The sequence below is a fragment of the Thermanaeromonas toyohensis ToBE genome, assembly GCF_900176005.1.
Lineage (GTDB): Bacteria > Bacillota > DSM-521 > Neomoorellales > Neomoorellaceae > Thermanaeromonas > Thermanaeromonas toyohensis.
The window spans coordinates 3,294,490-3,320,404 of the sequence record NZ_LT838272.1 but is presented as its reverse complement, the minus strand read 5'-3'; the positions used below and the strand labels follow the sequence as shown (position 1 = coordinate 3,320,404).

28 protein-coding genes and 1 other annotated feature are annotated in these 25,915 nt (G+C 51.9%); of the genes, 26 read left to right on the top strand and 2 right to left on the bottom strand.

From position 1 onward, the window contains the following. Positions 1–7: 7 nt before the first annotated feature. Positions 8–460, bottom strand: a complete 453-nt coding sequence (locus tag B9A14_RS16765) for an Hsp20/alpha crystallin family protein (protein WP_084666947.1) — start codon at positions 458–460, stop codon at positions 8–10. A 93-nt stretch (positions 461–553) separates the two neighbouring features. Here B9A14_RS16765 and B9A14_RS16760 point away from each other — a divergent pair, with 93 nt between their 5' ends. The 4 genes from B9A14_RS16760 to B9A14_RS16745 all read left to right on the top strand — a co-directional run bounded on the left by B9A14_RS16760 (position 554) and on the right by B9A14_RS16745 (position 2,925). Then, positions 554–1,741: a M24 family metallopeptidase gene (locus tag B9A14_RS16760; RefSeq protein ID WP_084666946.1), complete on the top strand. Its 1,188-nt coding sequence runs from the start codon at positions 554–556 to the stop codon at positions 1,739–1,741. An 81-nt stretch (positions 1,742–1,822) separates the two neighbouring features. Further along, on the top strand, positions 1,823–2,110 hold the full coding sequence (locus tag B9A14_RS16755) for a DUF4351 domain-containing protein (RefSeq protein WP_172839198.1): 288 nt from the start codon (positions 1,823–1,825) through the stop codon (positions 2,108–2,110). Positions 2,111–2,383: 273 nt separating this feature from the next. Next, positions 2,384–2,602, top strand: coding sequence for a hypothetical protein (locus B9A14_RS16750; RefSeq protein WP_172839197.1), 219 nt, complete (start codon positions 2,384–2,386; stop codon positions 2,600–2,602). Further along, on the top strand, positions 2,596–2,925 hold the full coding sequence (locus B9A14_RS16745; protein ID WP_084666943.1) for a type II toxin-antitoxin system VapC family toxin: 330 nt from the start codon (positions 2,596–2,598) through the stop codon (positions 2,923–2,925). The genes B9A14_RS16750 and B9A14_RS16745 overlap by 7 nt, the downstream gene beginning before the upstream one ends. A 186-nt stretch (positions 2,926–3,111) precedes the next feature. Here the strand turns inward: B9A14_RS16745 and B9A14_RS16740 are convergent, their stop codons facing one another. Beyond that, the gene (locus B9A14_RS16740) at positions 3,112–3,252 is read right to left on the bottom strand and encodes a ferredoxin (protein ID WP_084666942.1); all 141 of its coding nucleotides are present in this window, start codon (positions 3,250–3,252) and stop codon (positions 3,112–3,114) included. Between the two features lie 205 nt (positions 3,253–3,457). Between B9A14_RS16740 and selA the strand changes: the two genes are divergently transcribed. From selA to B9A14_RS16630, 22 genes are all read left to right on the top strand, one after another. Continuing rightward, positions 3,458–4,861: an L-seryl-tRNA(Sec) selenium transferase gene (selA, locus tag B9A14_RS16735; protein WP_084666941.1), complete on the top strand. Its 1,404-nt coding sequence runs from the start codon at positions 3,458–3,460 to the stop codon at positions 4,859–4,861. A 9-nt stretch (positions 4,862–4,870) separates the two neighbouring features. Next, positions 4,871–6,796 carry a selenocysteine-specific translation elongation factor gene (gene selB / locus B9A14_RS16730; RefSeq protein ID WP_231967853.1) on the top strand — a complete coding sequence of 642 codons (1,926 nt, stop codon included), beginning with the start codon at positions 4,871–4,873 and terminating at the stop codon, positions 6,794–6,796. 17 nt (positions 6,797–6,813) lie between these two features. Further along, on the top strand, positions 6,814–7,728 hold the full coding sequence (locus B9A14_RS16725) for a DUF1848 family protein (protein WP_231967851.1): 915 nt from the start codon (positions 6,814–6,816) through the stop codon (positions 7,726–7,728). A gap of 155 nt (positions 7,729–7,883) precedes the next feature. Continuing rightward, complete coding sequence (locus tag B9A14_RS16720; protein WP_084666939.1) at positions 7,884–8,219, top strand: hypothetical protein; 336 nt, start codon at positions 7,884–7,886, stop codon at positions 8,217–8,219. A 58-nt stretch (positions 8,220–8,277) separates the two neighbouring features. Continuing rightward, positions 8,278–8,562: a binding site (T-box leader), on the top strand. 40 nt (positions 8,563–8,602) lie between these two features. Continuing rightward, the gene (gene aroF / locus B9A14_RS16715) at positions 8,603–9,703 is read left to right on the top strand and encodes a 3-deoxy-7-phosphoheptulonate synthase (RefSeq protein ID WP_084666938.1); all 1,101 of its coding nucleotides are present in this window, start codon (positions 8,603–8,605) and stop codon (positions 9,701–9,703) included. A 96-nt stretch (positions 9,704–9,799) separates the two neighbouring features. Beyond that, entirely contained in the window at positions 9,800–10,222 is a 423-nt protein-coding gene (locus tag B9A14_RS16710) for a YwiB family protein (protein WP_084666937.1), read from the top strand. A 9-nt stretch (positions 10,223–10,231) separates the two neighbouring features. Beyond that, positions 10,232–11,914, top strand: a complete 1,683-nt coding sequence (gene argS, locus B9A14_RS16705; protein WP_157110001.1) for an arginine--tRNA ligase — start codon at positions 10,232–10,234, stop codon at positions 11,912–11,914. 6 nt (positions 11,915–11,920) lie between these two features. Next, a complete protein-coding gene (gene pyrG, locus B9A14_RS16700; protein ID WP_084666936.1) occupies positions 11,921–13,555 on the top strand; it encodes a CTP synthase in 1,635 nt (544 codons plus the stop codon). Next, on the top strand, positions 13,546–14,661 hold the full coding sequence (locus tag B9A14_RS16695) for a lipid II:glycine glycyltransferase FemX (RefSeq protein ID WP_084666935.1): 1,116 nt from the start codon (positions 13,546–13,548) through the stop codon (positions 14,659–14,661). Before pyrG ends, B9A14_RS16695 begins: the two co-directional genes overlap by 10 nt. 32 nt (positions 14,662–14,693) lie before the next feature. Beyond that, positions 14,694–15,926: an alanine racemase gene (gene alr, locus B9A14_RS16690; protein WP_084666934.1), complete on the top strand. Its 1,233-nt coding sequence runs from the start codon at positions 14,694–14,696 to the stop codon at positions 15,924–15,926. Positions 15,927–16,077: 151 nt separating this feature from the next. Further along, positions 16,078–16,476, top strand: a complete 399-nt coding sequence (locus B9A14_RS16685) for a response regulator (RefSeq protein WP_340631051.1) — start codon at positions 16,078–16,080, stop codon at positions 16,474–16,476. A 129-nt stretch (positions 16,477–16,605) separates the two neighbouring features. Next, the gene (locus tag B9A14_RS16680; protein WP_084666932.1) at positions 16,606–16,995 is read left to right on the top strand and encodes a hypothetical protein; all 390 of its coding nucleotides are present in this window, start codon (positions 16,606–16,608) and stop codon (positions 16,993–16,995) included. A 33-nt stretch (positions 16,996–17,028) separates the two neighbouring features. Continuing rightward, complete coding sequence (locus B9A14_RS16675; RefSeq protein ID WP_084666931.1) at positions 17,029–17,883, top strand: class II fructose-1,6-bisphosphate aldolase; 855 nt, start codon at positions 17,029–17,031, stop codon at positions 17,881–17,883. Between the two features lie 82 nt (positions 17,884–17,965). After that, complete coding sequence (locus B9A14_RS16670) at positions 17,966–18,118, top strand: DUF1540 domain-containing protein (RefSeq protein WP_084666930.1); 153 nt, start codon at positions 17,966–17,968, stop codon at positions 18,116–18,118. A 156-nt stretch (positions 18,119–18,274) separates the two neighbouring features. Beyond that, a complete protein-coding gene (fsa, locus tag B9A14_RS16665) occupies positions 18,275–18,922 on the top strand; it encodes a fructose-6-phosphate aldolase (protein WP_084666929.1) in 648 nt (215 codons plus the stop codon). Position 18,923: 1 nt separating this feature from the next. Continuing rightward, the gene (rho, locus tag B9A14_RS16660) at positions 18,924–20,444 is read left to right on the top strand and encodes a transcription termination factor Rho (protein WP_084666928.1); all 1,521 of its coding nucleotides are present in this window, start codon (positions 18,924–18,926) and stop codon (positions 20,442–20,444) included. Between the two features lie 122 nt (positions 20,445–20,566). Next, positions 20,567–21,463, top strand: coding sequence for a peptidoglycan DD-metalloendopeptidase family protein (locus tag B9A14_RS16655; protein WP_084666927.1), 897 nt, complete (start codon positions 20,567–20,569; stop codon positions 21,461–21,463). A 124-nt stretch (positions 21,464–21,587) separates the two neighbouring features. After that, a complete protein-coding gene (gene rpmE, locus B9A14_RS16650) occupies positions 21,588–21,788 on the top strand; it encodes a 50S ribosomal protein L31 (RefSeq protein ID WP_084666926.1) in 201 nt (66 codons plus the stop codon). A gap of 53 nt (positions 21,789–21,841) precedes the next feature. After that, positions 21,842–22,720, top strand: coding sequence for a DUF1385 domain-containing protein (locus B9A14_RS16645; protein WP_084666925.1), 879 nt, complete (start codon positions 21,842–21,844; stop codon positions 22,718–22,720). 1 nt (position 22,721) lies between these two features. Beyond that, positions 22,722–23,789, top strand: a complete 1,068-nt coding sequence (prfA, locus tag B9A14_RS16640) for a peptide chain release factor 1 (protein ID WP_084666924.1) — start codon at positions 22,722–22,724, stop codon at positions 23,787–23,789. A gap of 105 nt (positions 23,790–23,894) precedes the next feature. Beyond that, positions 23,895–24,821, top strand: a complete 927-nt coding sequence (gene prmC / locus B9A14_RS16635) for a peptide chain release factor N(5)-glutamine methyltransferase (RefSeq protein ID WP_172839196.1) — start codon at positions 23,895–23,897, stop codon at positions 24,819–24,821. Between the two features lie 11 nt (positions 24,822–24,832). Further along, entirely contained in the window at positions 24,833–25,903 is a 1,071-nt protein-coding gene (locus B9A14_RS16630; RefSeq protein WP_084666922.1) for an L-threonylcarbamoyladenylate synthase, read from the top strand. Positions 25,904–25,915 lie beyond the last annotated feature (12 nt).

The following is a 25,915-nucleotide window of genomic DNA, read 5'->3' as shown; positions in this document are numbered from 1 at the left end:
GTGGTTTTCAGTGGATATTTATCTGGATGCGCTTTTGTCTTTGCTGGGCTGCTTTAGGGAGGTGTATCTCCAGGATCCCGTTCCGGTAAGATGCGGTGGCTTTTTCTGGCTCCACCTCGGCTGGAAGGCTTATGGTCCTGGCGAAGGTACCGTAGAAGCGTTCGGTACGGTGATAGTTGCGTTCGGCAGCTTCTTGGGAGCGTCGTACCTCACCGCGGATGCTTAAAGTATCTTCTGTAGCTGTTATCTCTACGTCATCCTTAGAGGCCAGTCCGGGCAGCTCAGCGGTTACCACTACCTCCTGGTCTGTTTGGTAGAGATCTATCCGTGGCCCTGTTTCTACCAGCCCACCTAGCCAGGCTCCTGGCCAGGCTCGCATAAGCTCGTCCCGCAAGCTCGCTAATTCCCGCCATGGCCAAAGGCCCATCTCTCGCCATGGGCGCCAAGGAGTTATCTCCATGTTCTCACCCTCCTAAAAGAGAGTATTTAACTTGGGGGAGGTCAGAAGGTTTTACCCTCTTATTTAGGTTTTATTTTTTGGGCGATATTATGCATGGAAGGAGAAGATTGGATAATGGGGAAAGAGGGATTTAAGGAGGAATACCGTTTAAGGGTTGAGCTTTTCCAAAAAAGGCTTAAGGAGAAAGAGCTGGAGGGAGCCCTGATCTTCCAGCCCGCTGATCTTTTTTATTTAGCAGGGACTTCTCCCGAAGGCCACCTTTTTGTACCTCCCGAAGGGGAGCCCCGGCTCCTGGTTTACGGCGAGGTAGAACGGGCCCAGGAAGAAGCAGTATGGAATCCAGTAGTTCCTATATCGAGCTTTAAGGAAATACCCCTTTCCCTTGCGGATTGGGGCTTTAAAGGCTTAAAAAGGCTGGGTACGGAGATGGACATCATCTCCTTAAAACTTTTTTCCCGCTATCAAGCTCTTTTTCCAGATTGCCAGTGGGAGGATATAAGCCCTGATCTCCGTACCTTACGTATGGTTAAGTCGGCTAGTGAACTAGAGGCTATACGCTACTCGGCATCCCAGCATGCGAAAGTTTTCCAGTACATAAGGGAGCATATTCGGCCTGGGATGACGGAGCTAGAAATAGCGGTAGAAGTGGAAACTTATGCCCGCCGGTTGGGGCACCAGGGCCGGGTACGTTTCCGGGGCCAAGAACAGGGGCTTCCCATAGGAGTGGTAGCTGCTGGCCCTAACGGAGCTTGCGGGATAGGTGTTCCCTGGACCATAGGCGGCCGTGGCCTTTCTGGCCTATATCCCATGGGGGCCAGTACCCGGCGGTGGGAAACAGGGGAACCTTTGCTAGTGGATTATGCAGGGGTATATGGGGATTATTTGGTAGACCAGACCAGGGTTTATTTTGCTGGGCAGGTGGATCGTATCTTGGAGCGGGCCCAGGCTGTGGCTTATGAGATCGCTTGCTCTTTAGCAGAAGCAGCCCGTCCAGGAACAACGGCAGGCGAACTTTATGCGTTAGCGGTAAAACAGGCCAGACAAGCGGGGCTGGCTGATTATTTTATGGGTTGGGATAGGAAGGCGGGTTTTGTAGGCCATGGGGTGGGTTTAGAATTAAATGAGTGGCCGGTGCTCGCTCCTGGACAGGAGACAGTACTTGAGCCAGGTATGGTTCTGGCCATAGAACCCAAGTTCGTTTTTCCTGGCCAAGGCGCAGTAGGCGTGGAGGATACCTATCTAGTTACCCAGGAGGGTGCTAAACCCCTTACCCAAGGATAAGAGGTTACAAGCCCGGAAGAGGAGAAGGAAGTAGAGGAGATGCTACATAGGGAATTAAGTGCGGAGGAGGTTGAGAAGGTAATGGAACTTAGGACTTCGTGGCATATAAAGGGATGGCAAGAGGGGTGGCAAAAGGGGCTGCAAGAAGGGTTACAACAAGGGTTACAGCAGGGGCTGGAGGAGGGCCGGAGGGAAAAGGCACAAGATTTAGTAATGAGGCAGCTAAAGAAGCGTTTAGGTTTTCTTTCCTCTGAGGTAGAGGAGAGGATAAAGTCTCTTTCCTTGAAGGAGCTTGATGAGTTGGCGGAGAAGATATTTGAGGTGACCAGTGAAAGTGATCTAAGGAAATTCCTGGGTGTGGAGCATTGAAGAAGCTCCACATCTACATGCGCGGTCCGGTTTTCAAAGTTTTAGAACTGAAGCCCAAACGAGTGAGGAGGGCTCGGGATTAAACTCTCGGGCTCTTACCTTGGTAAAGGCGGTATCTTGTGACGTATGAAGGAGAAACACCCCAAGGGGCCGTTATCGTCCGTCCCCGAGGAGTGGGCGGCGAAGCTGGGGGAACCTGGTCTTTAAATATTGGTTCAAAATGCTAGAAAAGATAAATGCGTTCAGGATATAATAGTGGCGGGAGGGATAGCGGTGGCTATGGTAGAGAGAATCCTTCACGAGATCAGGCGTCTCAGCAAGGAAGAGAAGGAAATACTGTTGAACGCTTTAGAGCGCGAAAGGGCGGAAGACGAAGCTGCCGAGAAATTCGAAAAGGCTGCTGGTTCCTGGGCTGACTTTGACGCCGACAGCTTTGTGGCTGAAGTCTATGCGCGGCGGCGCGGAGGGGGAAGGGCGGTACCCGAGTGGTAGTCTATGCAAAATACCTGGTGGACACCGACTGGGCAGTATACTATCTCCGCGGCAGAGAACCTTATGTAACCAGGTTGAAGGTCTACCGTGAAGAAGGCCTGAGCGTCAGCGTAGTTTCCCTGGGCGAGCTCTATGAAGGCGTGTTCCGGGCACCAGACCAGCAGGACAAAGAGAAAACGCTGAACGACTTTCTGGCGGGGTTGGTTGTGGTTAACGTAACCCGAGACGTAGCCCGCACCTTCGGGCGGCTCCGGGCAGAACTGCGAAGTAAGGGAATAACAGTAGCCGACATGGACCTTTTGATCGGGAGTACAGCAGTTTAATATGGGCTGGTCATCCTGACGGACAACCGCCGGCATTATGAGAAAATACCAGGGGTCCGGCTGGTCGAAGCAGTGGGGGAATAAAGTTTCTTAGGTCAGGGAAAACAATATCGGGGTTGGTCCCTTTAGCCGTAAAGTTGAGCGATGAGGCACAGGAAAGGGGCCGACCTTTTTTGTTTGGTCGGTCTATACTTCCCTTATCGCTCCGCTGGAGCACGTATCGACGGCTTCCCTAACGTACTCCTCCAAGTCCTCGGGCACCTCGTTTACAATCACACGAGAAGAGCCCTCATCATCCCAGTCAAAAACTTCGGGGCACAGGTCTATGCAGGGATTATAACATCCTGGTTATCATCCTGGCTTTACTAGGTTTAACTCTCTATAGTATACTTCAGCTAAAGCGAAAATTTTAGCGTTAGATTGCCCAATCCAGGATATGCCAGAAGGCGAAACGGTGTCAAGGATTAAATTTGATAATGATTATAAAAAAGATGAGGATTATAATTGATAAAAAGAACTTGAGGTGAAGGTTATGCAGGGGGAGATTCCTTTAGCTCAAGAGCTGCTCCGGAGCCTCCCAGCAGTTCATGAAGTGCTGAAAAGCCCCCTTTTAGCGGAAGCGGTATCCCGCGATCGTATGAAAGCTAAGGACTGTGTGCGCCAAGTGCTTGAGAGGTGGCGGGAGCGCATTTTAAAGGAGAATTTAAAGCCTCCGCAGGTGGAGATTCTTGCGGCTGAAGCAGCAGAGTTGTTCTCCTGCTTAGAAAGGCCTAGCCTCCGGCGGGTGATCAATGCTACAGGAGTTGTATTGCATACTAATTTAGGGCGTGCCCTTTTGAGCCTACCCGCCTTAGAGGCTATTCAAGAATGCGCTAGCCACTACACCAACTTAGAACTAGATCTGAACACTGGCGAGCGGGGAAGCCGTTATACCCATGTGGTGGATCTCCTCCGGGAGATCACGGGTGCGGAAGCGGCCTTGGTGGTTAATAACAATGCTGCCGCGGTATTTCTTTGCTTGGCTGCCCTGGCTGCGGGAAAGGAGACTATTGTTTCCCGCGGGGAGCTGGTAGAGATCGGGGGCTCCTTCCGGGTGCCGGAGGTTATGATGCAGAGCGGTACCCGCTTGGTGGAAGTGGGGACTACTAACAAGACTTATCTTGCGGATTATGAGCGGGCTATTAGCCCTGAGACAGCCCTTATCCTTAAAGTACATCCTAGCAACTATCGTATCCTCGGCTTTACCCATCAGGTCTCTACCAGAGAGCTGGTTAGCCTGGGGCGTAAATATAATATTCCTGTTATGGAGGACCTAGGGAGCGGCTCTTTTGTGGACCTCTCCCTTTACGGCCTCCACGGCGAGCCTACGGTGCAAGAAGAAGTGGCAGCGGGAGTAGATCTCCTTACCTTCAGCGGGGATAAGCTTTTAGGGGGACCCCAGGCGGGGATCATCGTGGGGCGCGAGGCCCTGATCCGGGTTATCGCCAAGCATCCCCTCAACCGGGCCCTCCGGATAGATAAACTGACTCTCGCTGCCTTGGAGGCCACTTTAAGGGCCTACCGGGATCCCCAGAGGGCGCGGGAGGAAATACCTACCCTAAGGCTTTTAACTTTACCGCAGGAGGAATTAGAGAGGCGGGCCCAGAAGCTCTACCGCTTGCTTAAAAGGAGCGAACTACCTGGAGTAGAAATAAAGTTGGTACAAGTAGTTTCCCAGGCAGGTGGGGGGTCTTTGCCCTTGGCCGAACTACCTTCGTGGGGGATCGCCATAAGGCCATTGGGCTTAAACGCAGTGGAGCTGGCAGCCCGGCTCCGGCAAGGGGAACCGCCGGTCTTAACCCGTATACAGGATGAGGCCATCCTTTTAGATTTACGTACAGTGCTACCTGGTGAAGAGGTAGATATTGTGCGGGCCCTGGCTAGGGCTCTAGCCTAAAGGGGGATTGTGGTTTTGCAACATGTAATAGTCGGTACGGCTGGGCATGTAGACCACGGTAAAACCCTCTTGGTTAAGGCCTTGACGGGGGTGGATACCGACCGGCTGAAGGAGGAAAAGGAACGAGGTATCTCTATAGAGTTAGGCTTTGCGCCCCTTAAGTTACCTGACGGTCGCCAACTGGGATTGGTGGACGTGCCAGGGCATGAGCGCTTCATTCGCCAGATGTTAGCTGGGGTGGCGGGGATAGATGTGGTCCTTTTGGTGGTAGCTGCTGATGAAGGCGTAATGCCCCAAACCCGGGAGCACCTGGCTATTATCGATCTCCTTCAGATCAAGCGGGGTATCCTGGTCCTCACTAAGATAGATTTGGTAGAGCCTGCTTGGTTAGATTTGGTAGAAGAGGAAGTGCGAGAACTGGTGCGGGGGACGAGTTTAGAGGAGGCCCCTTTAGTGCGGGTTTCTGCAGTCACGGGAGAGGGGCTTAAGGAGCTTAAGGAGATTCTTGCCCGGATTACCTTGGAGATTCCACCCCGGCCAGCTTCTGGACGGGTAAGGCTACCCATCGACCGGGTATTTTCCCTTCCAGGTTTTGGCACGATAGTAACCGGTACCCTGTGGTCCGGGAGTATAGACACAGGTATGGAGGTAGAGATCCTGCCTGAAGGGCGAAGGGGCCGGGCCCGCGGGTTGCAGGTTCATGGCCATCCTGTTTCCCAAGCCCAGGCCGGGCAACGGGTGGCTGTAAATCTGGCCGGGGTAGAAGTACAGGATATTCGGCGGGGTAGTGTACTGGTAGAACCTGGCCTATGGCAGCCGGCGGTCAGGATAGATGCTAACATAAAGCTTCTCCCAGGGGCTAAGTTAAAGAACAGGGAGCGGGTCCGGTTTTACCTAGCTACCAAGGAGGCTTTTGGCCGGGTGGTGCTGCTTGATCGTGAGGAACTGGAAGGCGGGATGGAAGCTCTAGCCCAGCTTGTTTTAGAGGAACCGGTGGTGGCGGCCCCTCGCGACCGTTTTATTCTCCGTACCTATTCTCCCCTAGTAACCATAGGGGGAGGTGAAGTTATAGCGGTAAATACCCCCCGCTACCGCCGCTATGACCGGCAAGTCTTGGAGACTTTAATAAAGCGTTTAAAGGGTAGCCTTCCTGAAATTTTCTTAGATATTATCCGGGGAAGCAAGGAGGGCCTAGAACTAAAGAAAGCTTCTGCCCAGGCTGGGCTGACCCTGGAGGAAGCCCAAGATGTTCTAAAAGCAGAGGCTTCTCAAGGTAAACTGGTTGTGCTTCCAGCAGCCGAGGGCGAGCAATATGTTATAACCTCGGAGGGATTAGAACGCTTTTGGGAACGGACATATCCTCTCCTTAAAGATTTCCACCGTCGCTATCCCTTAAGGGTGGGCTTGCCGAAGGAGGAGTTAAGGAGCAGGATCTTTAGCCGTTTGGATTGGCGCACCTTTCAAGGGATTCTCGAACGGTGGTCAGGGGAAGGTAAAATCAACCTAGTTGGTAACTCCGTGGCTCTGGCCACCTATAAGGTAGAGTTGGATGAGCGACAAAAGAGGATAGCCCAAGTCCTTATAGAACGATACCGGGCGGGTTGGTTCCAGCCACCTTTACCAGAAGAAGCAGGCCAGGGTTTAGATCTTGCCCCGGAGGAGCTAGAGGAACTTTTACATTTTCTAGTTCGCCAGGGGCACCTGGTCAAGGTAGGGGATGAACTTTATTTCCATAAGGAAGCTGTAACGGCTGCCCAGGAGGAGATACGCCGCCTGGGGCGGGAAGGCCCCTTCACTTTAGGTGCTGTCCGCGATCGCTTGGGAAGTTCTCGAAAATATGTACTTCCCCTTCTGGAATACCTAGATCAGATAAAGTTTACGCGCAGGATCGGGGATAAGCGGACTATAGTAGAAGTTAGGGCTGGTGGAGAATAAACCTTCACATAAAGATAGTGGGAACTAGAAACCTAGCCAGAAGGAAGCAAAAGAAAATTATAGGGGAGAAGAAGGTAGAGGGGATGAAAGGGAATAAAGGGATGAAAGTGGTAGTAAGCCTTTCCCGCCGGACGGAGCCCTATTTCTATGCCGAAAAGCTAGCGCAAGTTCTTATAAGCCGTTACCCTCCTCCTCGGGTGCATACAGTGGTGATATGGACCAAGTTCCCCCAGGTGGTCTTAAGTACGATGCGCGGGGTTTTAAAAAAATACGACCAACTCTATGTCCATCTCACCGTTACTGGTCTAGGAGGAACACCGCTAGAACCCCGGGTTCCCCGGCCAGAGGAGGTGCTGGCCAGGTTACCAGAACTTATCGATTTCTTAGGGGATCCCCGGCGTCTCCGGCTCCGTCCCGATCCCTTAGTGGTTTTAGAGCGGGGGAAGAAAATTTTGTCCAATATAGAGAAGGTGCCAGAGATCATCCGGGAAGCAGCTCGAGCTGGAGTTCGCGACTTTTCTACTTCCTTTATGGAAGTTTATCCCAAGGTGCAGCGGAGACTAGCTTCCCAGGGATTTAAGGCCCTAGAACTTAGCTTAAAGGAACGGCGGGAGATATGGGAAAATCTAGCTACCACAGCGGCCGAAGAAGGGGCCACCCTTTATGCTTGCTGTATTCCCGGCTGGCCAGTATCTAGATGTATAGATGGGTATCTTTTAACAGCCCTCCATCCCCAAGGTCAAGCGTGCCGGACGGATAAGTCCAAGGGGCAGCGGCTATCTTGTGGATGCACCCATTCCATCGATCTCGGATGGTATAGCATGAGGTGCCCCTCTGGCTGCCTGTATTGCTATGCAGAACCCATAGTATTTTCAAGGGGGGCTGGTAGTCAGGGGGGCCTTCCTGTTTTATCCCTGGGTGGGAACTCCTAAACGGATCCTCCCAGGGAGTTTTAAAGGATAATAGGGGGGAATTTTTTATTTTGGTTTATTTTAGAGCCTATCTCCAGGTATTAGGTCGGCAGTTACGGAATTGGCACCTTCTTCCGGCCTTAAGTAGAATAGAGGCCGGAAGGAGGTGAGGGGATATGGCTAAGGTGAGCGCACCTCTCATGTCTATGGATGCCAGCGGCGCTTTAGGGAAAACCGTAGTATTTGGAAAATGGAAGGGGGTAAATTATGCCCGGAGTTATTTCGTCCCCATGAATCCCAACACGCTTAACCAGCAGAAAATCCGGAGTTATTTTAGCCGCGCGGTACAGAGCTGGCACCTAGAGAGTGCCGAAACAAAAGAGAAGTGGAACCTGGCTGTTCGGGGGAAGCCGTTAACAGGCTTTAATTACTATGTGGCCCAGTATATCAAATACCTTTCTACCCATGATGGTCAGGCTCCGGGGGAGCCCTTTTTGCCCCCCTCCCCTTGACGGGCCAAGCTTTACTATGCTATAGTAACACCAAAAACATAAAATTAAAATTAAGGCCTTAAATTCGAGGAAGAGGAAAAGTAGAAGTGTGGCGGCTTACCCAGCGAGCCGGCGAGGGTGGGAGGCCGGTTAAGCCCTGCACTTTGAAGTTCTCCTCGGAGAAGCAGGCTGAATGTGGGTGAGCATACCCACTAGTAGGTTTAGCCGGAGCTCCCGCCGTTAAAAGGGAGGGGGTATCGGAAAAGGGGAAGCCCACTTTTCCCGTACCCTATAAAGAGGTGGGCCCTTGAACTTTAAGGGTCAACTAGGGTGGTACCGCGGGTAGAAGCTCCCCGTCCCTGGGACGGGGAGCTTAAATTTTTTAGGGAGGTAGTCTTTAAGCTATGATAGTAGTTATGCAGCCTGGCGCCACTCGGGAAGAGATAGCCATGGTGTGCCGGCGTTTAGAAGAATTAGGCTTTAAGGCCCATCCCATTTACGGCCAGGAGAAGACGGTTATAGGTGCCATTGGAGATAAAAGGGCTTTAAGTTCGGATGCTTTGGTCAACCTTCCCGGGGTGGAGAAGATCGTGCCTATCCTCAAGCCCTATAAGCTAGTAAGCAAGGAGTTAAAGAACACCCCTACCATCGTGCGTATAGGGGGTGTACCTATAGGAGGGCGGAGTATAGTAGTAATGGCCGGGCCATGCGCTGTGGAAAGCGAAGAACAGCTTATGGTAACTGCTTGGGCAGTTAAGGAAGCCGGAGCCCAGATTTTACGGGGTGGAGCCTTTAAACCCCGTACTTCCCCGTACTCTTTCCAGGGGTTAGAGGAGGAAGGATTGAAAATCCTGGCCCGGGTACGGGAAGAGACAGGGTTACCCTTTGTTACAGAAGTGCTGGATACGCGGGATGTTCCCCTGGTAGCTGAATACGCTGATGCTTTGCAGATAGGGGCTCGAAATATGCAGAACTTTCGGCTCCTTAAAGAGGCTGGAGCTACTGGAAAACCTATACTACTTAAACGGGGGCTTGCGGCCACCATTGAGGAGTGGTTGCTAGCTGCTGAATATATTCTAGATACGGGCAATCCCCAGGTTATTCTCTGCGAGAGGGGTATCCGCACCTTCGAGACAGCCACCCGCTTTACTTTGGATTTGGCAGCCATAGCTGTGGTGAAAGAGAATTCCCACCTTCCCATCATTGTAGATCCCAGCCACGGGACGGGGAATTGGAAATATGTAGTCCCCCTAGCCCGGGCAGCCATTGCTGCTGGTGCTGATGGCCTTTTAGTGGAAGTACATCCCGACCCGGCCCGCGCCCTCTGCGATGGCCCCCAATCCCTCCACCCGGAAACCTTCGAACGCCTTATGGGCGAAGTGGCGGCCGTGGCCTTAGCGGTGGGAAGGGTGGCTGCCGGAGGATCAGAGAGTTGCTGGGGCTGGAAGCCGGTAGGAACCGAGGCCATAAAAAGGAAGGCTCAAACCATAAAAAGGAAGGCCTAAAAGTTATCTTAATAGCAAGTTAATAAGAGGAAATTACCTCAAAAAAACGAATATAATCAGTAGCCGGTTTTAATTTTAAAGAAAGGGTGGGGGCGGGTGAAAAAAGAGGTGCTGCTTAAAGTCAAGGGCACCCAGACTACGGATTGGGGGGAACAGAGTTCCATTGAATTCATCACGGCGGGTCAGCTCTTCAGCCGCGAGGATCATTTTTACATCCTGTATAATGAATCCAGCCTGGCTGGTATGGAAGGCATCACTACTTCCCTTAAAGTAGAGCGCACGCGAGTTACCTTAAACCGTATGGGCCGGACTGAGTACAAGGCTACCTTTGAAGAAGGGGTTCTAAGCGATGGATTCTACGTCACCCCTTATGGTATCTTACGCCTCACTATCCTTCCTTCTAAGGTAGAAGTTGACTTGACAGAGGCAGGGGGAAGTATTAATCTAGAATATGAATTGCAGCTGGAAGACGAAAAGGTGAGCAATAACCAGCTGGAGATTACTGTAAGTTCTTTATAGGAGGTTACCGTGAACATAGTCCAAGAGATGAAAACGCGGCTGGCCCGGGCCTTGCTGGAGGCCGCGGCCAGTGCTAGGGCAGCCGGCGAGGTGGCTTACGACGAGCTGCCCACTTTTGTGCTTGAAGTACCTAGGGAAAAGGAGCATGGCGATTTTGCTGCCAACATAGCCTTTGTGCTGGCTCGCCAGGCCCGCCGTTCTCCCCGGGAGCTGGCGGAAATCTTAGTGCGGCACCTGCCCCGCCCTTTGCCTGGGGTGGCCAAGGTGGAGGTGGCTGGTCCAGGCTTCATCAATTTTACTTTAGAGGAAACCTGGGCCCTTCCAGTATTGCCGGCTGTGCTGGCCGAGGATCACTACTATGGCTGGTCCAATATCGGCCAAGGGGAGAAGGTCCAGGTGGAGTTTGTAAGCGCCAATCCCACAGGACTTTTGCACATGGGCAATGCTCGGGGCGCAGCTTTAGGGGATGTCATTGCTAATTTGCTTACTGCTACTGGTCACGAGGTGACTCGCGAGTTCTATATTAACGATGCTGGAAACCAAATTGAAAACTTCGGACTTTCCCTGGAAGCCCGTTATCTTCAAGCCTTCGGTATAAAGGCTGAAATACCGGAGGAAGGATACCACGGCCGCGACCTTATCGATACGGTTCAGCGTTTTATTGAGCAAGAAGGGGATAAGTACCTCCATGGGGACCCGGTTGAGCGCCGGGAAGCTCTGACCCGTTTTGCTTTACAGGAGAAATTGGCCGCTATAAAGAAGGTGCTGGAGGATTTCGGGGTTTACTACGACGTATGGTTTAGCGAGCGCAGCCTTCATGAATCTGGAGCTGTAGCCCAGGTGATAGAGGATCTTAAGGAACGGGGTTATATTTACGAAAGGGACGGTGCCTTGTGGTTTAAAAGTACAGCCTTTGGCGAGGAGAAGGATGAGGTGCTGGTACGCCAGAACGGGGTACCTACCTATTTCGCGGCCGATATAGCCTATCATCGTAATAAGTTCGAGCGGGGTTTTAAGCGCATTATCAACATCTGGGGTGCTGATCACCACGGGCATGTAGGGCGCTTAAAGAGCGCTCTGGCTGCCCTGGGGTATGATCCGAGTAAACTGGAGATAGTCCTCATGCAGCTTGTCCGGCTTTTCCAGGGGGGAGAAATCTTACGCATGTCCAAGCGCACCGGCCAATACGTCACCTTGGAGGAGCTCCTGGAAGAGGTCGGGCGGGATGCAGCGCGTTTCTTTTTTGTTATGCTTAAACCAGATAGCCACCTGGATTTTGACCTGGATCTAGCCCGTTCCCAGACAGCTGAAAATCCTGTATACTATGTACAGTATGCCCATGCCCGTATCTGCAGCATCCTGCGCCTGGCTAAGGAGCGGGGCTTAGAAGTGCCTTCCCCCCAAGAAGTGGATTTAAACCTGCTAAAGCATCCGGCGGAGCTTGCGCTGGTTAAAAAGATCGCTGAGTTACCGGAGGTTGTGGCGGGCGCTGCCCGGGCGCTAGAACCCCACCGGTTAACTCGCTATGCCCAAGAGCTGGCCGCCCTCTTCCATACGTTTTATACCCACTGCCGGGTCCTAGCTGATGAAGAGGCTTTGCGGGGACCGCGGCTTATATTAGTACAGGCTACGCGTATTACTTTGCGTAATGTGTTGCACCTATTAGGTATCAGTGCACCTGAGAGGATGTAGTCTAGGATGGGGAATAATACTAAGTTTATCTTTATCACCGGCGGTGTCGTCTCTTCCTTGGGGAAGGGGATAACCGCCGCTTCTTTAGGTAGGCTTTTAAAAAGCCGGGGGCTTAAGGTAGCCATTCAAAAATTCGATCCCTACATTAACGTAGATGCGGGGACCATGAACCCCTACCAGCACGGGGAGGTTTTTGTAACCGAAGACGGGGCAGAAACAGATCTGGACCTGGGCCATTATGAGCGTTTTGTAGATATAAACCTAACTAAGGCTAGCAATGTCACGGCCGGTAAAGTTTACTGGTCGGTAATCACCAAGGAAAGGCGGGGAGATTACCTAGGGGGCACAGTCCAGGTGATCCCCCACGTAACTAATGAAATTAAAGAGCGGATATACCAGATAGCCCAGGAAACCAGCCCGGATGTGGTGATTACTGAGATAGGGGGGACTGTTGGCGATATAGAGTCCCTTCCCTTCCTGGAAGCCATTAGGCAGCTTAAAAGCGATATAGGCCGCGACCGGGTTTTATATATCCACGTAACCCTGGTACCCTATTTAAAAGCGGCAGGGGAAGCCAAGACCAAGCCCACCCAGCATAGTGTAAAGGAATTGCGCTCCATAGGTATCCAGCCGGATATTATTGTTTGTCGGTCGGAGAGACCCTTATCCCAGGAGATGGCAGAAAAGATCGCTCTATTCTGCGATATTGAAAGGGAAGCTGTAATCCAGGCCGTGGATGTGGAATCTATTTACGAGGTACCCCTTATGATGGAGAAAGAAGGCCTGGATCGTATTGTGGTGGAGAAATTGGGCTTACAATGCGGACCTCCCCAGCTTGATGATTGGCGGGCCATGGTAGCCCGGCTAAAAAACCCTAAGCACCAGGTGACCATCGCCCTAGTGGGAAAATATATAACTTTGCCCGACGCCTATCTTAGCGTTGTGGAGGCCCTGCGCCACGGCGGTTTAGCCCACGAGGTGGCGGTGAACATCCGCTGGATCTACTCTGGTGAGCTTACTCCTAATGGTGTGGATAAGGCCTTGGAGGGATGTGCGGGTATTCTAGTACCTGGAGGATTTGGTGAGCGGGGTATAGAAGGGAAAATCCTGGCTGCTCAGTGGGCGAGGGAGAACAAAATACCTTATCTGGGTATTTGCCTGGGGATGCAGCTAGCGGTAGTGGAGTTTGCCCGGCATGTATGCGGCTTACAGGGGGCCCACAGCGCTGAATTCGATCCTGGCACTCCCTATCCAGTTATCGACCTTTTGCCTGAACAGAAGGAAGTAGAAAATTTGGGGGGTACCATGCGCCTGGGCGCTTATCCTTGCCGTCTTAAGGAGGGAACCCGGGCGCGGGCGGCCTATAGTGAGGCGGTGGTCTATGAGAGGCACCGGCACCGGTACGAGTTTAACAATGCTTTCCGATCTGAGCTAACCTCTAAAGGCCTCGTTATAAGCGGTACCTCCTTAGACGGCCGCCTGGTGGAGATCATTGAATTGGAAGACCATCCTTGGTTTGTAGCCTGCCAGTTCCACCCGGAGTTTAAGTCCCGTCCCAACCGACCCCATCCCCTCTTCCGCGACTTTATCGGGGCAGCAGTGGCTTATGCCCTTAAAAAGGGTGAACTTAAATGGGTTTAAAGTACCGCCTTATATCCCCTGAAGAAGAGAAGCTTTTTGATGGTTTTGTGGCTAACCATCCCCAGGGTCATATTTTGCAAACCTTCGCCTGGGGCGAGGTGAAGGCTAAAACCGGGTGGAAACCCTTGCGCTTGGTAGTGGAGGAGGATGGCCGCCTGGTAGCCGCAGTTTCCCTTCTTAAACGGCGGCTACCCTATATCGGTAAAAGCATCTTTTATGCCCCCCGGGGGCCGGTGGTGGATTTCGGGAATCCTTCCTTGGTACGTTTTCTGTTCCAAGCCGTCCAGGAACTGGCCCGGCAGGAAGGGGCTATTCTCCTTAAGATTGATCCTGCCATTCCGGCGGAGCGGACAGAAGTTAAAGAACTCCTTAAAAGCTTAGGTTTTCGTCTGGCTACCCAGGGTACCGGCTTTGAAGGGGTTCAGCCCCGGTATGTCTTCCGTTTAAGCCTTACTCCTTCCCTAGAAGAGATAAAGAAGAACTTTCACCCTAAAACGCGGTACAACTTGGGCTTGGCCCAGCGCCGGGGTGTTAGAGTAAAGACAGATTGCACCCTGGAGGATCTCCCGATATTTTATGAGTTGCTGCAAGAGACGGCCTTAAGGGATGGTTTTCTCATACGTTCTTATGATTATTTTCTTACTTTATGGAGGGAATTAGTAGAACGGGGCTATGCCAAGCTTTTCTTAGCTTACTACCAAGGAGAACCCATCGCTGGCACTTTAGCCTTTATACTGGGAGATAAGGCTTGGTACCTGTACGGTGCTTCCAGTAACCGCCATCGCAATGTGATGCCTAATTATCTTTTGCAATGGACCATGATCTGCTGGGCCCGGGAGCAGGGTTGTACCCTGTACGATTTCCGCGGAGTTCCTGGAGATACTTCTCCAGAGCATCCCTTGTATGGGCTTTACCGGTTTAAAAAGGGCTTCGGCGGTGTGTTTACTGAATTTATCGGGGAATATGACTTGGTATATTCCCCTTTTTACTACTGGCTCTGGCGGGTGGCCCAACCGGCCTATTCTTTCTTCCGCCACCTGCTCTTTTGGAGGTTAAAGAGCAGGGCAGGCCAGGGAGGGGGTTCCCTTGTTGTGGGAGAAGATTAGTAGGGCTCCATAAAAAGGCAGGGGTGCAGGAGATGGAGCAAGAACATCTGGCCAGGGCCGGGTTATATGGGCTTTTGGGACCCCGCTGGGTAGAAATAGAAGTGACGGCCCTAGAGAACAATTTACGCGAGGTAAAAAAGATACTTAGGCCCTTTACCCGTTTACTGGCTGTAGTCAAGGCTGACGCCTATGGTGCTGGTGCTGTAGAAGCTGCCCGGGTGTTCTGCCAGGCTGGTGCGGACTACCTGGGGGTCACCACCCTGGCCGAAGGGGTAGAACTCCGGCGGCAGGGCATTACCATACCTATTTTGGTTATGAGCCCTTTATTGCCCGAAGAGATCCCCCAGGCCTTAGCTTGGGGGCTTACTTTAGCAGTAGCCAGTCGCTGGGGGGCCGAAGCCGTGGCTCAAGCTGTTAGGGAGACCGGTCGGCTTGCCCGCATCCATCTTAAAATCGAGAGTGGTATGTACCGCGCAGGTTTAGAGCCAGAAGAGGTCAAAGCCTTAATAAGGGATATTCTTTCCTGGCCAGGTGTGGTGGTGGAAGGCGCCTATACTCACCTGGCTCAAGCTGCCCATAGCCGCAAGGCTTGGGAGCAGTTCCGTTTGTTTTTCCGGGTATGCCAGGAGCTGGAGGAAGAGGGCTTAAAGATCCCTTTAAAACATATTGCCAATAGCTATGCCTGCCTTGCCTATCCAGAGATGCATTTGGATATGGTCCGGGTGGGAACCCTTCTTTATGGTCATTATCCAGCAGGGACAATACACCAGGAGATTAAGTTACAGGATCCGTGGAAGGTTAAAGCCCGTCTGCTCCATATCCGGGAGGTTCCGGCGGGTACGGCGGTAGGATATGGGGGCGATTATGTAACAAAACGTGCCACCCGCTTGGGGGTTTTACCTTTGGGGTATGCTGATGGCTTAGGGTTGACGGCTATCACGCGGCCGAAATCTTGGCCAGATTTGCTCCGTTTCCTGGCCAAAACTTTTCTCGCCTATTGGGGGTGGCAACACCGGGAGGAGGCGGTCCTTGTACGAGGAAGACCAGTTCCCATAATAGGTAGGGTGGGCATGCAGCTTTCTTTGGTAGATTTGGGAGATATTCCTGCGCAAGAAGGGGAAGAGGTAGAGATAAGCCTAGGTCGCCCCTTTACTTCGGCTCGCCTTCCTCGGTTATATCTGCGAGAAGGAGAACCTTATCTTTTGCGCTTACCCACCGGGGAATGGCGAGGCTTAAAAGATAAAGCAGGCTTCAGGGCCAGATAAGCTACCGGAAACTTAGGGGAGGAGGAATTCTTGGGCTTTTAAGCGAATATATTGTAGATTTAGAGGAGCGGATCCCCTTCCCTTTAATTTTAGCGGATGATTTAGCGGAGCCTGACTAAGTACTCCCGCAGGGGATGGGAGGTGAGCTGGTCTGAAAAAAGATTCTATATTAATTGTAGATGACCAGCCAGGTGTACGCCGTCTGCTATTGGAAGCCCTGCGCCAGGCAGGTTTTAGAGTCTTCCAGGCGGCAAGCGGGGAAGAAGGGCTACAAAAGATAATATCCGAGAAGCCTAGCCTAGCTATATTGGATATGAAAATGCCGGGTATGAGCGGAGTGGAGTTTCTACGAGAACTACATAGGAGAGCCTGGTCGTTACCAATAATTGTGGTGACGGCCTATGAAGATAAGGACTTAGCGGAGCAAGCGCGAAAGCTGGGTGTGCAGTATTTTCTCCATAAGCCTTTTGATCTTTCCCACCTTTACCATCTAGTAGATATAGCTTTAGCCCAGCAATGCTACCCAGATCTAGAAGTTTTAACTGGCTAAATAGATGAGCCCGGTCCCTAGGGGCCGGGCCCTTAAATTACTTGATTGTGTTTTTAAAGGTAACTTTGGAGGATTTTACAGAGGGATAGCGAATTATAAACTCGTGGAAACTAGGAAGGAAAAGTACCTATGGTAATCTGTACGGAAGTGGCTTGCGCCCTCTACTGCCCAGGTTGTGGGAGTTTAGAGGTTTATAATTTTTCCCTTTTCTCTTTGGGACGGAGTAGCTTCCCCATTAAATGTCCTTGTGGAACTCCTCTTTTAGATATAGGTAGGCAGAAGGGCAAGGGGCTGTGGATACAGCTAAACTGCGTAATCTGCGGGGGCTTACATTTTTGGCATTTTCCCCGGTGGGAGGTCTTGGGCCAGGAACTTTTTACCTTTTTTTGTGAGGATACAGGGCTTGAAGCGGGCTTCTTAGGTCCTCCATCCTTGGTCCAGCAGGCAACGAAGCAGTTGGACCACACCTTAGCCGAGCTAGCAGCCGATCTGGGTATCCTAGATGGCCGTTGGATATAATTTAAAATGGACTTTAAGCGAGGGGATAGAAGGATGCCTTTGGTGAGTTTAAGGGAGGTATTAAAAAAGGCCGAAGAGGGCTCCTATGCGGTAGGAGCTTTTAATTGTAATAACATGGAAATAGTTCAGGCCATTGTGGAAGCTGCCGAAGCAGAGAAAGCCCCGGTGATCATCCAGGCCAGCCAGGGAGCCCTGAAATATGCCGGGCTAAATTATATAGTTTCCCTCGTCCGGGCCGCGGCGGAGAGCACTCGGGTTCCGGTGGTCCTTCACTTGGACCATGGGACCGACCGGGAGCAAGTGCTTAAAGCTTTACGGGCAGGCTTCACTTCTGTAATGTTAGACGGTTCCAAATTCCCTTTGGAGGAGAATATAGCTATAACCCGGCAGGTGGTAGAGATTGCGCGACCTATGGGAGTATCGGTGGAAGGGGAATTGGGCCGTATTATGGGTACAGAGGATCATATACAGGTTTCTAGCTATGAGGCCACCTTTACAGATCCAGAAGAGGCCCAGCGCTTTGTACGGGAGACAGGGGTGGACGCCCTGGCGGTAGCTGTAGGGACTGCCCATGGAGTATATAAAGGGGAGCCGCGCCTAGACTTTGAACGCCTTAAAAAAATCCGTGAACGTACCCAGATCCCCTTAGTTTTACATGGTTCTTCGGGGGTACCTGATGAGGCCCTGCGGCAAGCCATTAGCCTGGGGGTGCGGAAAGTTAACATAGATACTGATATCCGGATAGCTTTCTTGAAGAAGGTGCGCGAGGAGTTAAGCTCTCGACCAGAAGAGATCGATCCTCGCAAGATCTTAGGGCCGGCGCGGGAAGCAGCACGGGAGGTAATCCGGCATAAAATGAGGGTTTTCGGCTGCGCAGGTAAAGCTTAAAATTGGTTTTACATAAAATCTGCCTCCTGGGGGACGCTAACCATAAAGGTCTAAGAGCAATCCCTAAAAGGAGGCGGTATCCATGCCGAACATTAAATGTGGGGTGGAGGAATGTCAATACTGGAATAACATGGCCTGTACAGCAGACAGCATCGAAGTACGCTCAAGCGGTGATCGCCGGGTACGGACTTCAGATGATACGGCTTGCCACTCTTTTAAGCCTCGGAAAAGCTAATTCTAAAATAAAGCTCCTTACACTTATGGAAATCTCCTTTTAAGCCCGACGTCCAAGCCGTCGGGTTTTACTTTAGCCCAGGACAAGTGCTGGCTTTAGCAGGATTTTCCCTCGCCGTGGTGAAAATAAAAAATAAACCTAAAGGGGGTGCTATTTTTGCGCATTTTTCTCGATACAGCCAATATAGAAGAGATTAAAGCAGCCGCTGAACTGGGTATAATTTCTGGTGTAACTACTAACCCATCGCTGGTAGCTCGGGAAGGCCGCCCCTTACGCCAGGTAATAGAAGAAATTTGCCAGCTGGTGGATGGGCCCATAAGCGCAGAGGTTATAAGCCAGGAAACCCCGGGTATGCTTAAGGAGGCCAGGGAGCTAGCCTCGATACACCCTAATGTGGTTATTAAAATACCTATAACAACTGAGGGATTGAAGGCAGTCAAGATCCTCTCCCAGGAGGGTATTAAAACTAACGTTACCTTAGTTTTCTCTGCTAACCAAGCTTTACTGGCAGCCTTAGCTGGAGCTACCTTCGTCAGCCCTTTTATTGGCCGCCTGGATGATGTAGGCCAGGAAGGAATGGAAGTTTTACACGATGTGGTTTCCATCTTCGCTCAGTATGGATTAAGCACAGAGATTATTGCCGCCAGTATCCGCCATCCGTTACATGTACTTGAAGCCGCTCGTTTAGGTGCTGACATCGCCACTGTTCCTTATTCAGTCCTTCTTCAAATGATCAAACATCCCTTGACTGATGTCGGCTTGGCTAGATTTTTAGCTGACTGGGAAAAGCTTAAAGTAAAATAAAATGGAGGTTGTTTCTTCCTTGCATTTAAGGGAATTGGAAACTAAAAATATAATCGAGCTTAGGCGTCTGGCCCGGGAGATGGGGGTTAAGGGGTACTATAGGTTACGCAAAAAAGAACTGGTGGCTGAGCTGGCCAAACTCTTAGCAGAAAAGCAGCCGTCTAAGGGAACTTTGGAACGCGAATCTGAAGAAGAAGTTAAGCGGGAGGTCCCTTTGGAGAGGCCAGGTCCCCGACAGGAACCTTTAGAGAAACCCGAAAGGGTGGCCCAGCCCGAGGGACGGGCTGCGATCCGGGAGCGGGAGGGGGAGCCCTTAAAGATAGGACCACCAGAACAGGCGGCTGAGCAACCGGAGCGTAGCGAAGTACTTGAGCGGGCAGAGGAACAACCGGGCGAGCCTTTACAGGCCCAGGGCATCTTGGAAATCCTTCCTGACGGTTACGGGTTTTTGCGCCCCTTCGCTTATCTTCCCAGTGAAGATGATATTTATGTTTCCCCTTCCCAGATCCGCCGCTTTGACTTGCGGACGGGGGATAAGGTGAAGGGTTTGATACGCCCGCCTAAAGATAATGAACGATATTACGCTCTTCTTAGGGTGGAAGAAGTTAACGGCGAAAATCCAGAAACTGCCCTGCAGAGGCTGCACTTTGATGCCCTCACACCCGTATTTCCTTATGAGCGACTTACCTTGGAAACCCCGGATAACGATCCCTCCACACGGATAATCGATCTTATCGCTCCTTTAGGTAAGGGGCAACGGGCTCTTATCGTTTCTCCCCCTAAGGCTGGTAAGACCGTGTTGTTAAAAAAAATCGCCAATAGTATTACCACCAATTACCCAGATATTGTATTAATCATATTGCTCATCGATGAACGCCCGGAAGAAGTTACTGATATCGAGCGCTCGGTTAAGGGAGAGGTAGTGAGCTCTACCTTTGACGAGCTCCCGGAAAACCACGTCAAGGTAGCGGATATGGTACTGGAGAGGGCCAAGCGGCTGGTGGAGCATAAGAAGGATGTAGTGGTGCTGCTGGACAGCATCACCCGCTTAGCCCGGGCTAACAACCTGGTCGTTCCTCCCAGCGGCCGTACCCTATCAGGGGGTGTGGATCCGGCGGCCCTCTACAAACCTAAGAGGTTTTTCGGTGCGGCCCGTAAAGTGGAGGAGGGGGGAAGCCTTACCATTGTAGCTACGGCCCTTATCGATACCGGTAGCCGTATGGATGAAGTGATCTTTGAAGAATTTAAGGGTACGGGTAACATGGAGCTCATCCTGGATCGCAAGTTGGCGGAAAGAAGGATCTTTCCGGCCATCGATGTTAAGCGCTCTGGTACCCGGCGCGAAGAGCTCCTCCTCTCACCCGAAGAACTGGAACTGGTCTGGCATTTCCGGCGGGCCACAGCCCACCTGGGTACTGTGGAAGTGGCCGAAATGCTTATCGACGCCATGCGAAAAACTAAAAGCAATCGCGATCTCTTGCGCGCCCTACCTGCCTTATTTCCCCGGGAAAGCAAGGTGTAAAATCAATCATAATAAGATATGTCCAGCTCCTAGTATAATCCTGCCTGGTACAGGTTAGACTATTAGCAAGCTGGTGGAAACACATACCAGCAACTCCTCCGTTAAGGGGTGATGGTAACGTTATGTTAATACGCAGGGCAGCAGGCCTGGCCCTGGCTGGCTTTTTGGCTTTAGCAGGTTTTCTGCCCGGAACCAGCAGGGAGGGTTACCAGGCCGAGGCGGCCGTCGTGGAGGACTTGCAGCAGGTGGCGGCTGTCCTGGCGCCTGCCCAGTACGAGGAACTGGCCTCCCGGGTTAACGTGTTGACGCGCCTGTACCAGGTAGAGAAGGGGGATACTATACAAAATATAGCCCGGCGGTACCATCTGGATGCTGAACTCCTGGCGGCTATGAATGACTTGGATCCGGCAGCTACCCTCACTACTGGTCAATTTCTGGTGTTACCCTACGAGCGGGGACGGACCTACGAAGTAGAAAAGGGAGATACAATATGGGGAATCGCCCAGGCCTTCGGCTTGACCGTGGAAGAGATCATGGAAGCTAATGGCATAACCAATCCCCGTACCCTCCAGATAGGTACTTTACTTACCTTGCCTGAAGGCCGTAAGCCTGCGCGGGGAAATTTGGCCCATCTAGCTTCCCGGAGCAGGTTTTCCTTCCTTTGGCCGGTGATAGGCCCCATAACTTCCTTCTTCGGGTGGCGGGACGAAGAATTCCACCATGGGATAGACATCGCTGCTGAAGCAGGTAGCCTTATCCGTTCCGCCTGGTCGGGGACAGTGGAGTTTTCTGGATGGCGGAATGGTATATACGGTCGGACAGTTATCTTGGACCATGGGCAAGGTTTAAAGACCCTTTATGCCCATAATGAGGTTAACTTGGTGGCGCCGGGTGAATATGTAGAGGCGGGTCAAATAATAGCTAAAGTAGGAAGTAGCGGCAGGGCTACTGGTCCCCACTTGCATTTTGAGGTGTGGGAGAAAGGTCGACCTGTAAACCCGTTACGTTTTCTAAAATAGCCCCATTCCAAAAAGCGCCGGCCTTTAGGCCGGTTTTTTTGTGCGCGGCCTTGGCGGCTATTTGCATGGCCCGGTCTTCTATGCTATACTTAAATGAGCCCTATATTGCCCGGAGGTGATGTTCATGAAGCCCGGTATTCATCCCCCTTACGATAAAGCGCGCATTATATGCGCTTGCGGAAACGTTATTGAAACCCGCTCCACTAAGAAGGAGATCCGGGTGGAAGTGTGTTCTAACTGCCACCCTTTTTATACGGGCGCCCGGCAAGTGGTAGTGGAACGTGGGGGTCGTATAGAAAAGTTTAGACAAAAATATGGTAAGTAAGGGGAGAAGCGGAGCCCGGGGCTCTGCTTTTTCTTATATGGAGGCTTTTGTTTATGCCAGAAGTACAATACGGTGGCCAAGCGGTTATTGAAGGGGTTATGATGCGAGGGCCCCATCGGCTGGCTGTAGCTATACGGCGGCCGGCAGGGGATATTCTGGTAGAAACCCAGCCCTTTGCCTCTTGGGCCTCGCGTTATTGGTTATTAAAGCTCCCCTTCTTCCGGGGTGTAGTGGCCCTGGTGGAATCCCTAGTTCTGGGTATAAAATATTTAAGCTTTTCGGCTGGTCTTGCGCTGGAAGAGGAGGGGGAAGAGCTTAAACCCCGGGATTTGGTTTTGACTGTGGTTTTAGCCTTAGCTCTGGCTATAGGCCTCTTTGTAGTCATGCCCGCTGTAGTGGCCATGTTAGCCCACCCCTGGCTGCCCCTTTATGGGCAAAATTTGCTAGAGGGGACCTTGCGCTTAAGCTTATTTTTAGCTTATATAGTAGCCATATCGCGGGTCAGGGATATCCAGCGGGTTTTCCAGTATCATGGGGCAGAACATAAAGTCATAAATGCTTTAGAGGCAGGAGAACAGCTTACCCTGGAGAAGGTACGGCCTTATTCTACTTTACATCCGCGTTGCGGTACCAGCTTCCTTCTCCTGGTACTGGTGTTTAGCATTTTCTTCTTCTCTTTCTTAGGTAAAGGCGGGTTCTGGTGGCGGCTTGTTTCCCGTATTTTACTGTTACCTTTAGTGGCCGGGTCAGCTTATGAAGTAATCAAACTGGCCAGCCGGAATCTAAAATCCCCTATAGTACGGCTGGTCATAGCCCCAGGGCTATGGTTACAGAGGCTTACTACCCGGGAGCCTGATGATGGAATGCTGGAGGTGGCCCTGCGGGCCCTTATAGCCGCTAAGGATGAGGCTGGCGCAGGGGAGGTGGTATAAAATGCTAGAAAAACTTAAGGAACTGGAAGAGAAGTACGAAGAATTGGCAAGGCTTATGACGGATCCGGTCGTTTTGGCGGATCCCCAGCAGTTACAGAAGACGGCTAAAGCTTATACTGAGTTGGAAGAAATTGTAACTACCTTCCGGCGCTACCGCCAGGTGGAAGAAGAGTTAGCTACAGCGCGCGAAATGCTAGGCGAAAGCCAAGATCGCGAATTCATCGCCCTCCTTAAAGAAGAGATGGAAAGGTTAGAGGAAGAGAAGGAAAAACTAGAAAAAAGGCTTAAGATTTTGTTGCTCCCCAAGGATCCTAATGATGAAAAGAACATTATCATGGAGATCCGGGCTGGAGCCGGTGGGGAAGAAGCAGCCCTTTTCGCGGCGGATCTTTTCCGCATGTACCAGCGTTATGCTGAAAATAAGGGCTGGCGTACAGAAGTGGTTGATGCCCATCCTACAGAGCTGGGGGGCTTCAAAGAAATCGTCTTTTCTATAGAAGGGCGGGGAGCTTATAGCCGTTTGAAGTTCGAGAGCGGTGTGCACCGGGTGCAGCGGATACCAGTTACAGAGTCTGGCGGGCGCATCCACACCTCCACGGCTACAGTGGCTGTGTTACCCGAAGCAGAAGAAGTGGAGGTGGAGATAAAGCCTGAAGATCTCCGTATTGATACTTTCTGCTCTAGCGGTCATGGGGGGCAATCGGTAAATACTACTTATTCCGCGGTACGCATCACCCATCTGCCCACGGGCTTGGTGGTGACCTGCCAGGATGAGAGGTCTCAGCTTAAGAACAGGGAGAAGGCCTTAAAGGTGCTGCGGGCCCGGCTCTTGGATATGGCTAGGGCACAGCAGCATAACGAGCTAGCAGCTGCTCGCCGTTCGCAAGTGGGTACAGGTGATCGTAGCGAGCGCATCCGCACCTATAATTTCCCCCAGAACCGAGTTACAGACCACCGTATAGGCTTAACCCTCCACCGTTTAGATGCGGTTTTAGATGGCGACCTGGATGAAATCATAGATGCTTTGGTAGCCTCGGATCAAGCTGAGAGGCTAAAACAGTTAGAGTAAGGTTAAAGATTAAAGAAATAGGGTTAAAAGCAGAAGTTAAAGTAATAAAGCATCCCCAAAACAATACAAGTTAGGATACCAACAAAAAGTGGGGTGGAAGTTATATTGGGTGCCTCAGCCAGGGCGGGTAGGAATTTTGCCCAGGCCCTGGCCCGGGCAACGCAGATCTTTAAGAAGGCGGGGATCGAACGGCCGCGCCTGGAGGCAGAAGTATTGCTATCCTTCGCTACCGGGTTAACGCGGGCTCAGGTCCTCGCCCGGCCCGAGCAACCCCTGCTGGGAGAAGCGGAAGACACTTTTTGGAAGATGGTGGAGGAACGGGCTAAAGGTTATCCGCTGCAGTATTTGACTGGCCAGCAGGAGTTCATGGGCCTCACCTTTAAAGTTACCCCCCAGGTGCTCATACCCCGGAGGGATACTGAGGTTTTGGTAGAAACTATGCTAGACCGGGTGGAGCGGGATAAACCCTGGGTAGCAGCCGATGTAGGTACAGGGAGTGGTGCTATAGCGGTAAGTCTGGCCTATTATTTACCCCAGGCCTTTCTTTATGCCCTGGACATAAGCCCCGAGGCTCTAGAAGTAGCCCGGGAAAATGCTAAGCGGGCAGGGGTGGCGGACCGCATCTTTTTCCTTGTGGGAGATCTCCTGGAACCCCTTTTAGCCGGCCGGCACGCCAGAAAGGAACGTCTGGACGCGGTGGTGGCTAATCTTCCTTACATACCTACGGAGGAATTGAAACAACTACCCAGGGAAGTGGGTTATGAGCCGCGCCTGGCTCTTGATGGTGGGAAAAATGGGCTTAAAGTAATCGCCCGGCTTCTACCCCAGGCAGCGGCTCTCCTTAAACCGGGCGGGTGGCTGGCTTTAGAGATAGGCTGGGATCAAGGGGAAAGGGTTAAAGGATTGGTCCGGGCTACCGGAGCCTTTACTGAGGGCGAGATAATACAGGATTACGGGGGAAGGCCCCGATGTTTCCTGGCCCGCCGGGTAGAAAGCCTGGCCAGGGGAATAAACTCCTTAAGATCCACATAGAGGTGAAATAGGTGCTTAAGCTTAAAAGGACTAAATATATAAAAATCGATCCCCGGGTGCCAGAGTTACATAAGATCCGGCTAGCGGCTCGTATTTTACAACGTGGGGGAGTGGTGGCCTTTCCTACGGAGACAGTCTACGGGTTAGGAGCCAATGCCCTGGATAGCCGGGCTGTTAAACGTATATTTTGGGCTAAGGGTAGGCCCCAGGATAACCCTTTGATAGTCCATGTGGCTAACCTTCCCATGTTGCAGGCCTTGACCACCCATCTACCCCCCCAGGCTTTGCTTCTCATCCAACGGTTTTGGCCTGGCCCCCTCACCTTAGTGCTTCCTAAAAGTGAGGTGGTACCGCCCGAGGTTACGGCAGGGCTTAATACTATAGCTATACGTATGCCAGCTCACCCCGTGGCCTTGGCCCTTATTAAAGCGGCAAGGTTACCTGTTGCGGCGCCTAGCGCTAACCTTTCTGGACGTCCCAGCCCTACTACTGGACACCACGTTTTGCGGGACCTGCGGGGGAAGATAGATGCTGTGGTGGATGGGGGCCCGACGTACGTGGGGGTGGAGTCTACTGTTTTAGATCTCACTTCACCTGTCCCTACTATCCTACGGCCCGGCGGTATCACTAAGGAGCAGCTAGAGGAAGTTTTAGGAGAGGTGGCTGTGGATCCGGCTGTGCTCGGAGAGGGGATGAGCCGGCCTAAGGCCCCAGGTATGAAGTATACCCATTACGCCCCAGAGGGTGAGGTATACCTTGTAGCGGGCGACTTACCCCGTATGGTGAGGCGTATCCGGGAAATGGTAGAAACCTTTAAAAGGAAGGGTTTGCGGGTAGCGGTACTGGCTACAGTGGAGACAGCAAGCAGTTATCTTAAAGAACCGCGCCCAGATTATCTGGAGGTTTTGGGGAGCAGGGAGGATCTTTCTCAAATCGCGGCCCGGCTTTTTGCCGCCCTGCGCAACTGCGACCGGCAGCGGGCGGAGGTTATCTTAGTAGAAACCTTTCCCGAAGAGGGGCTAGGCCTGGCCATTATGAACAGACTGCGCAAAGCTGCCGGTTACCGGGTAATCCAGGCCTAGGGAGGATAAGAC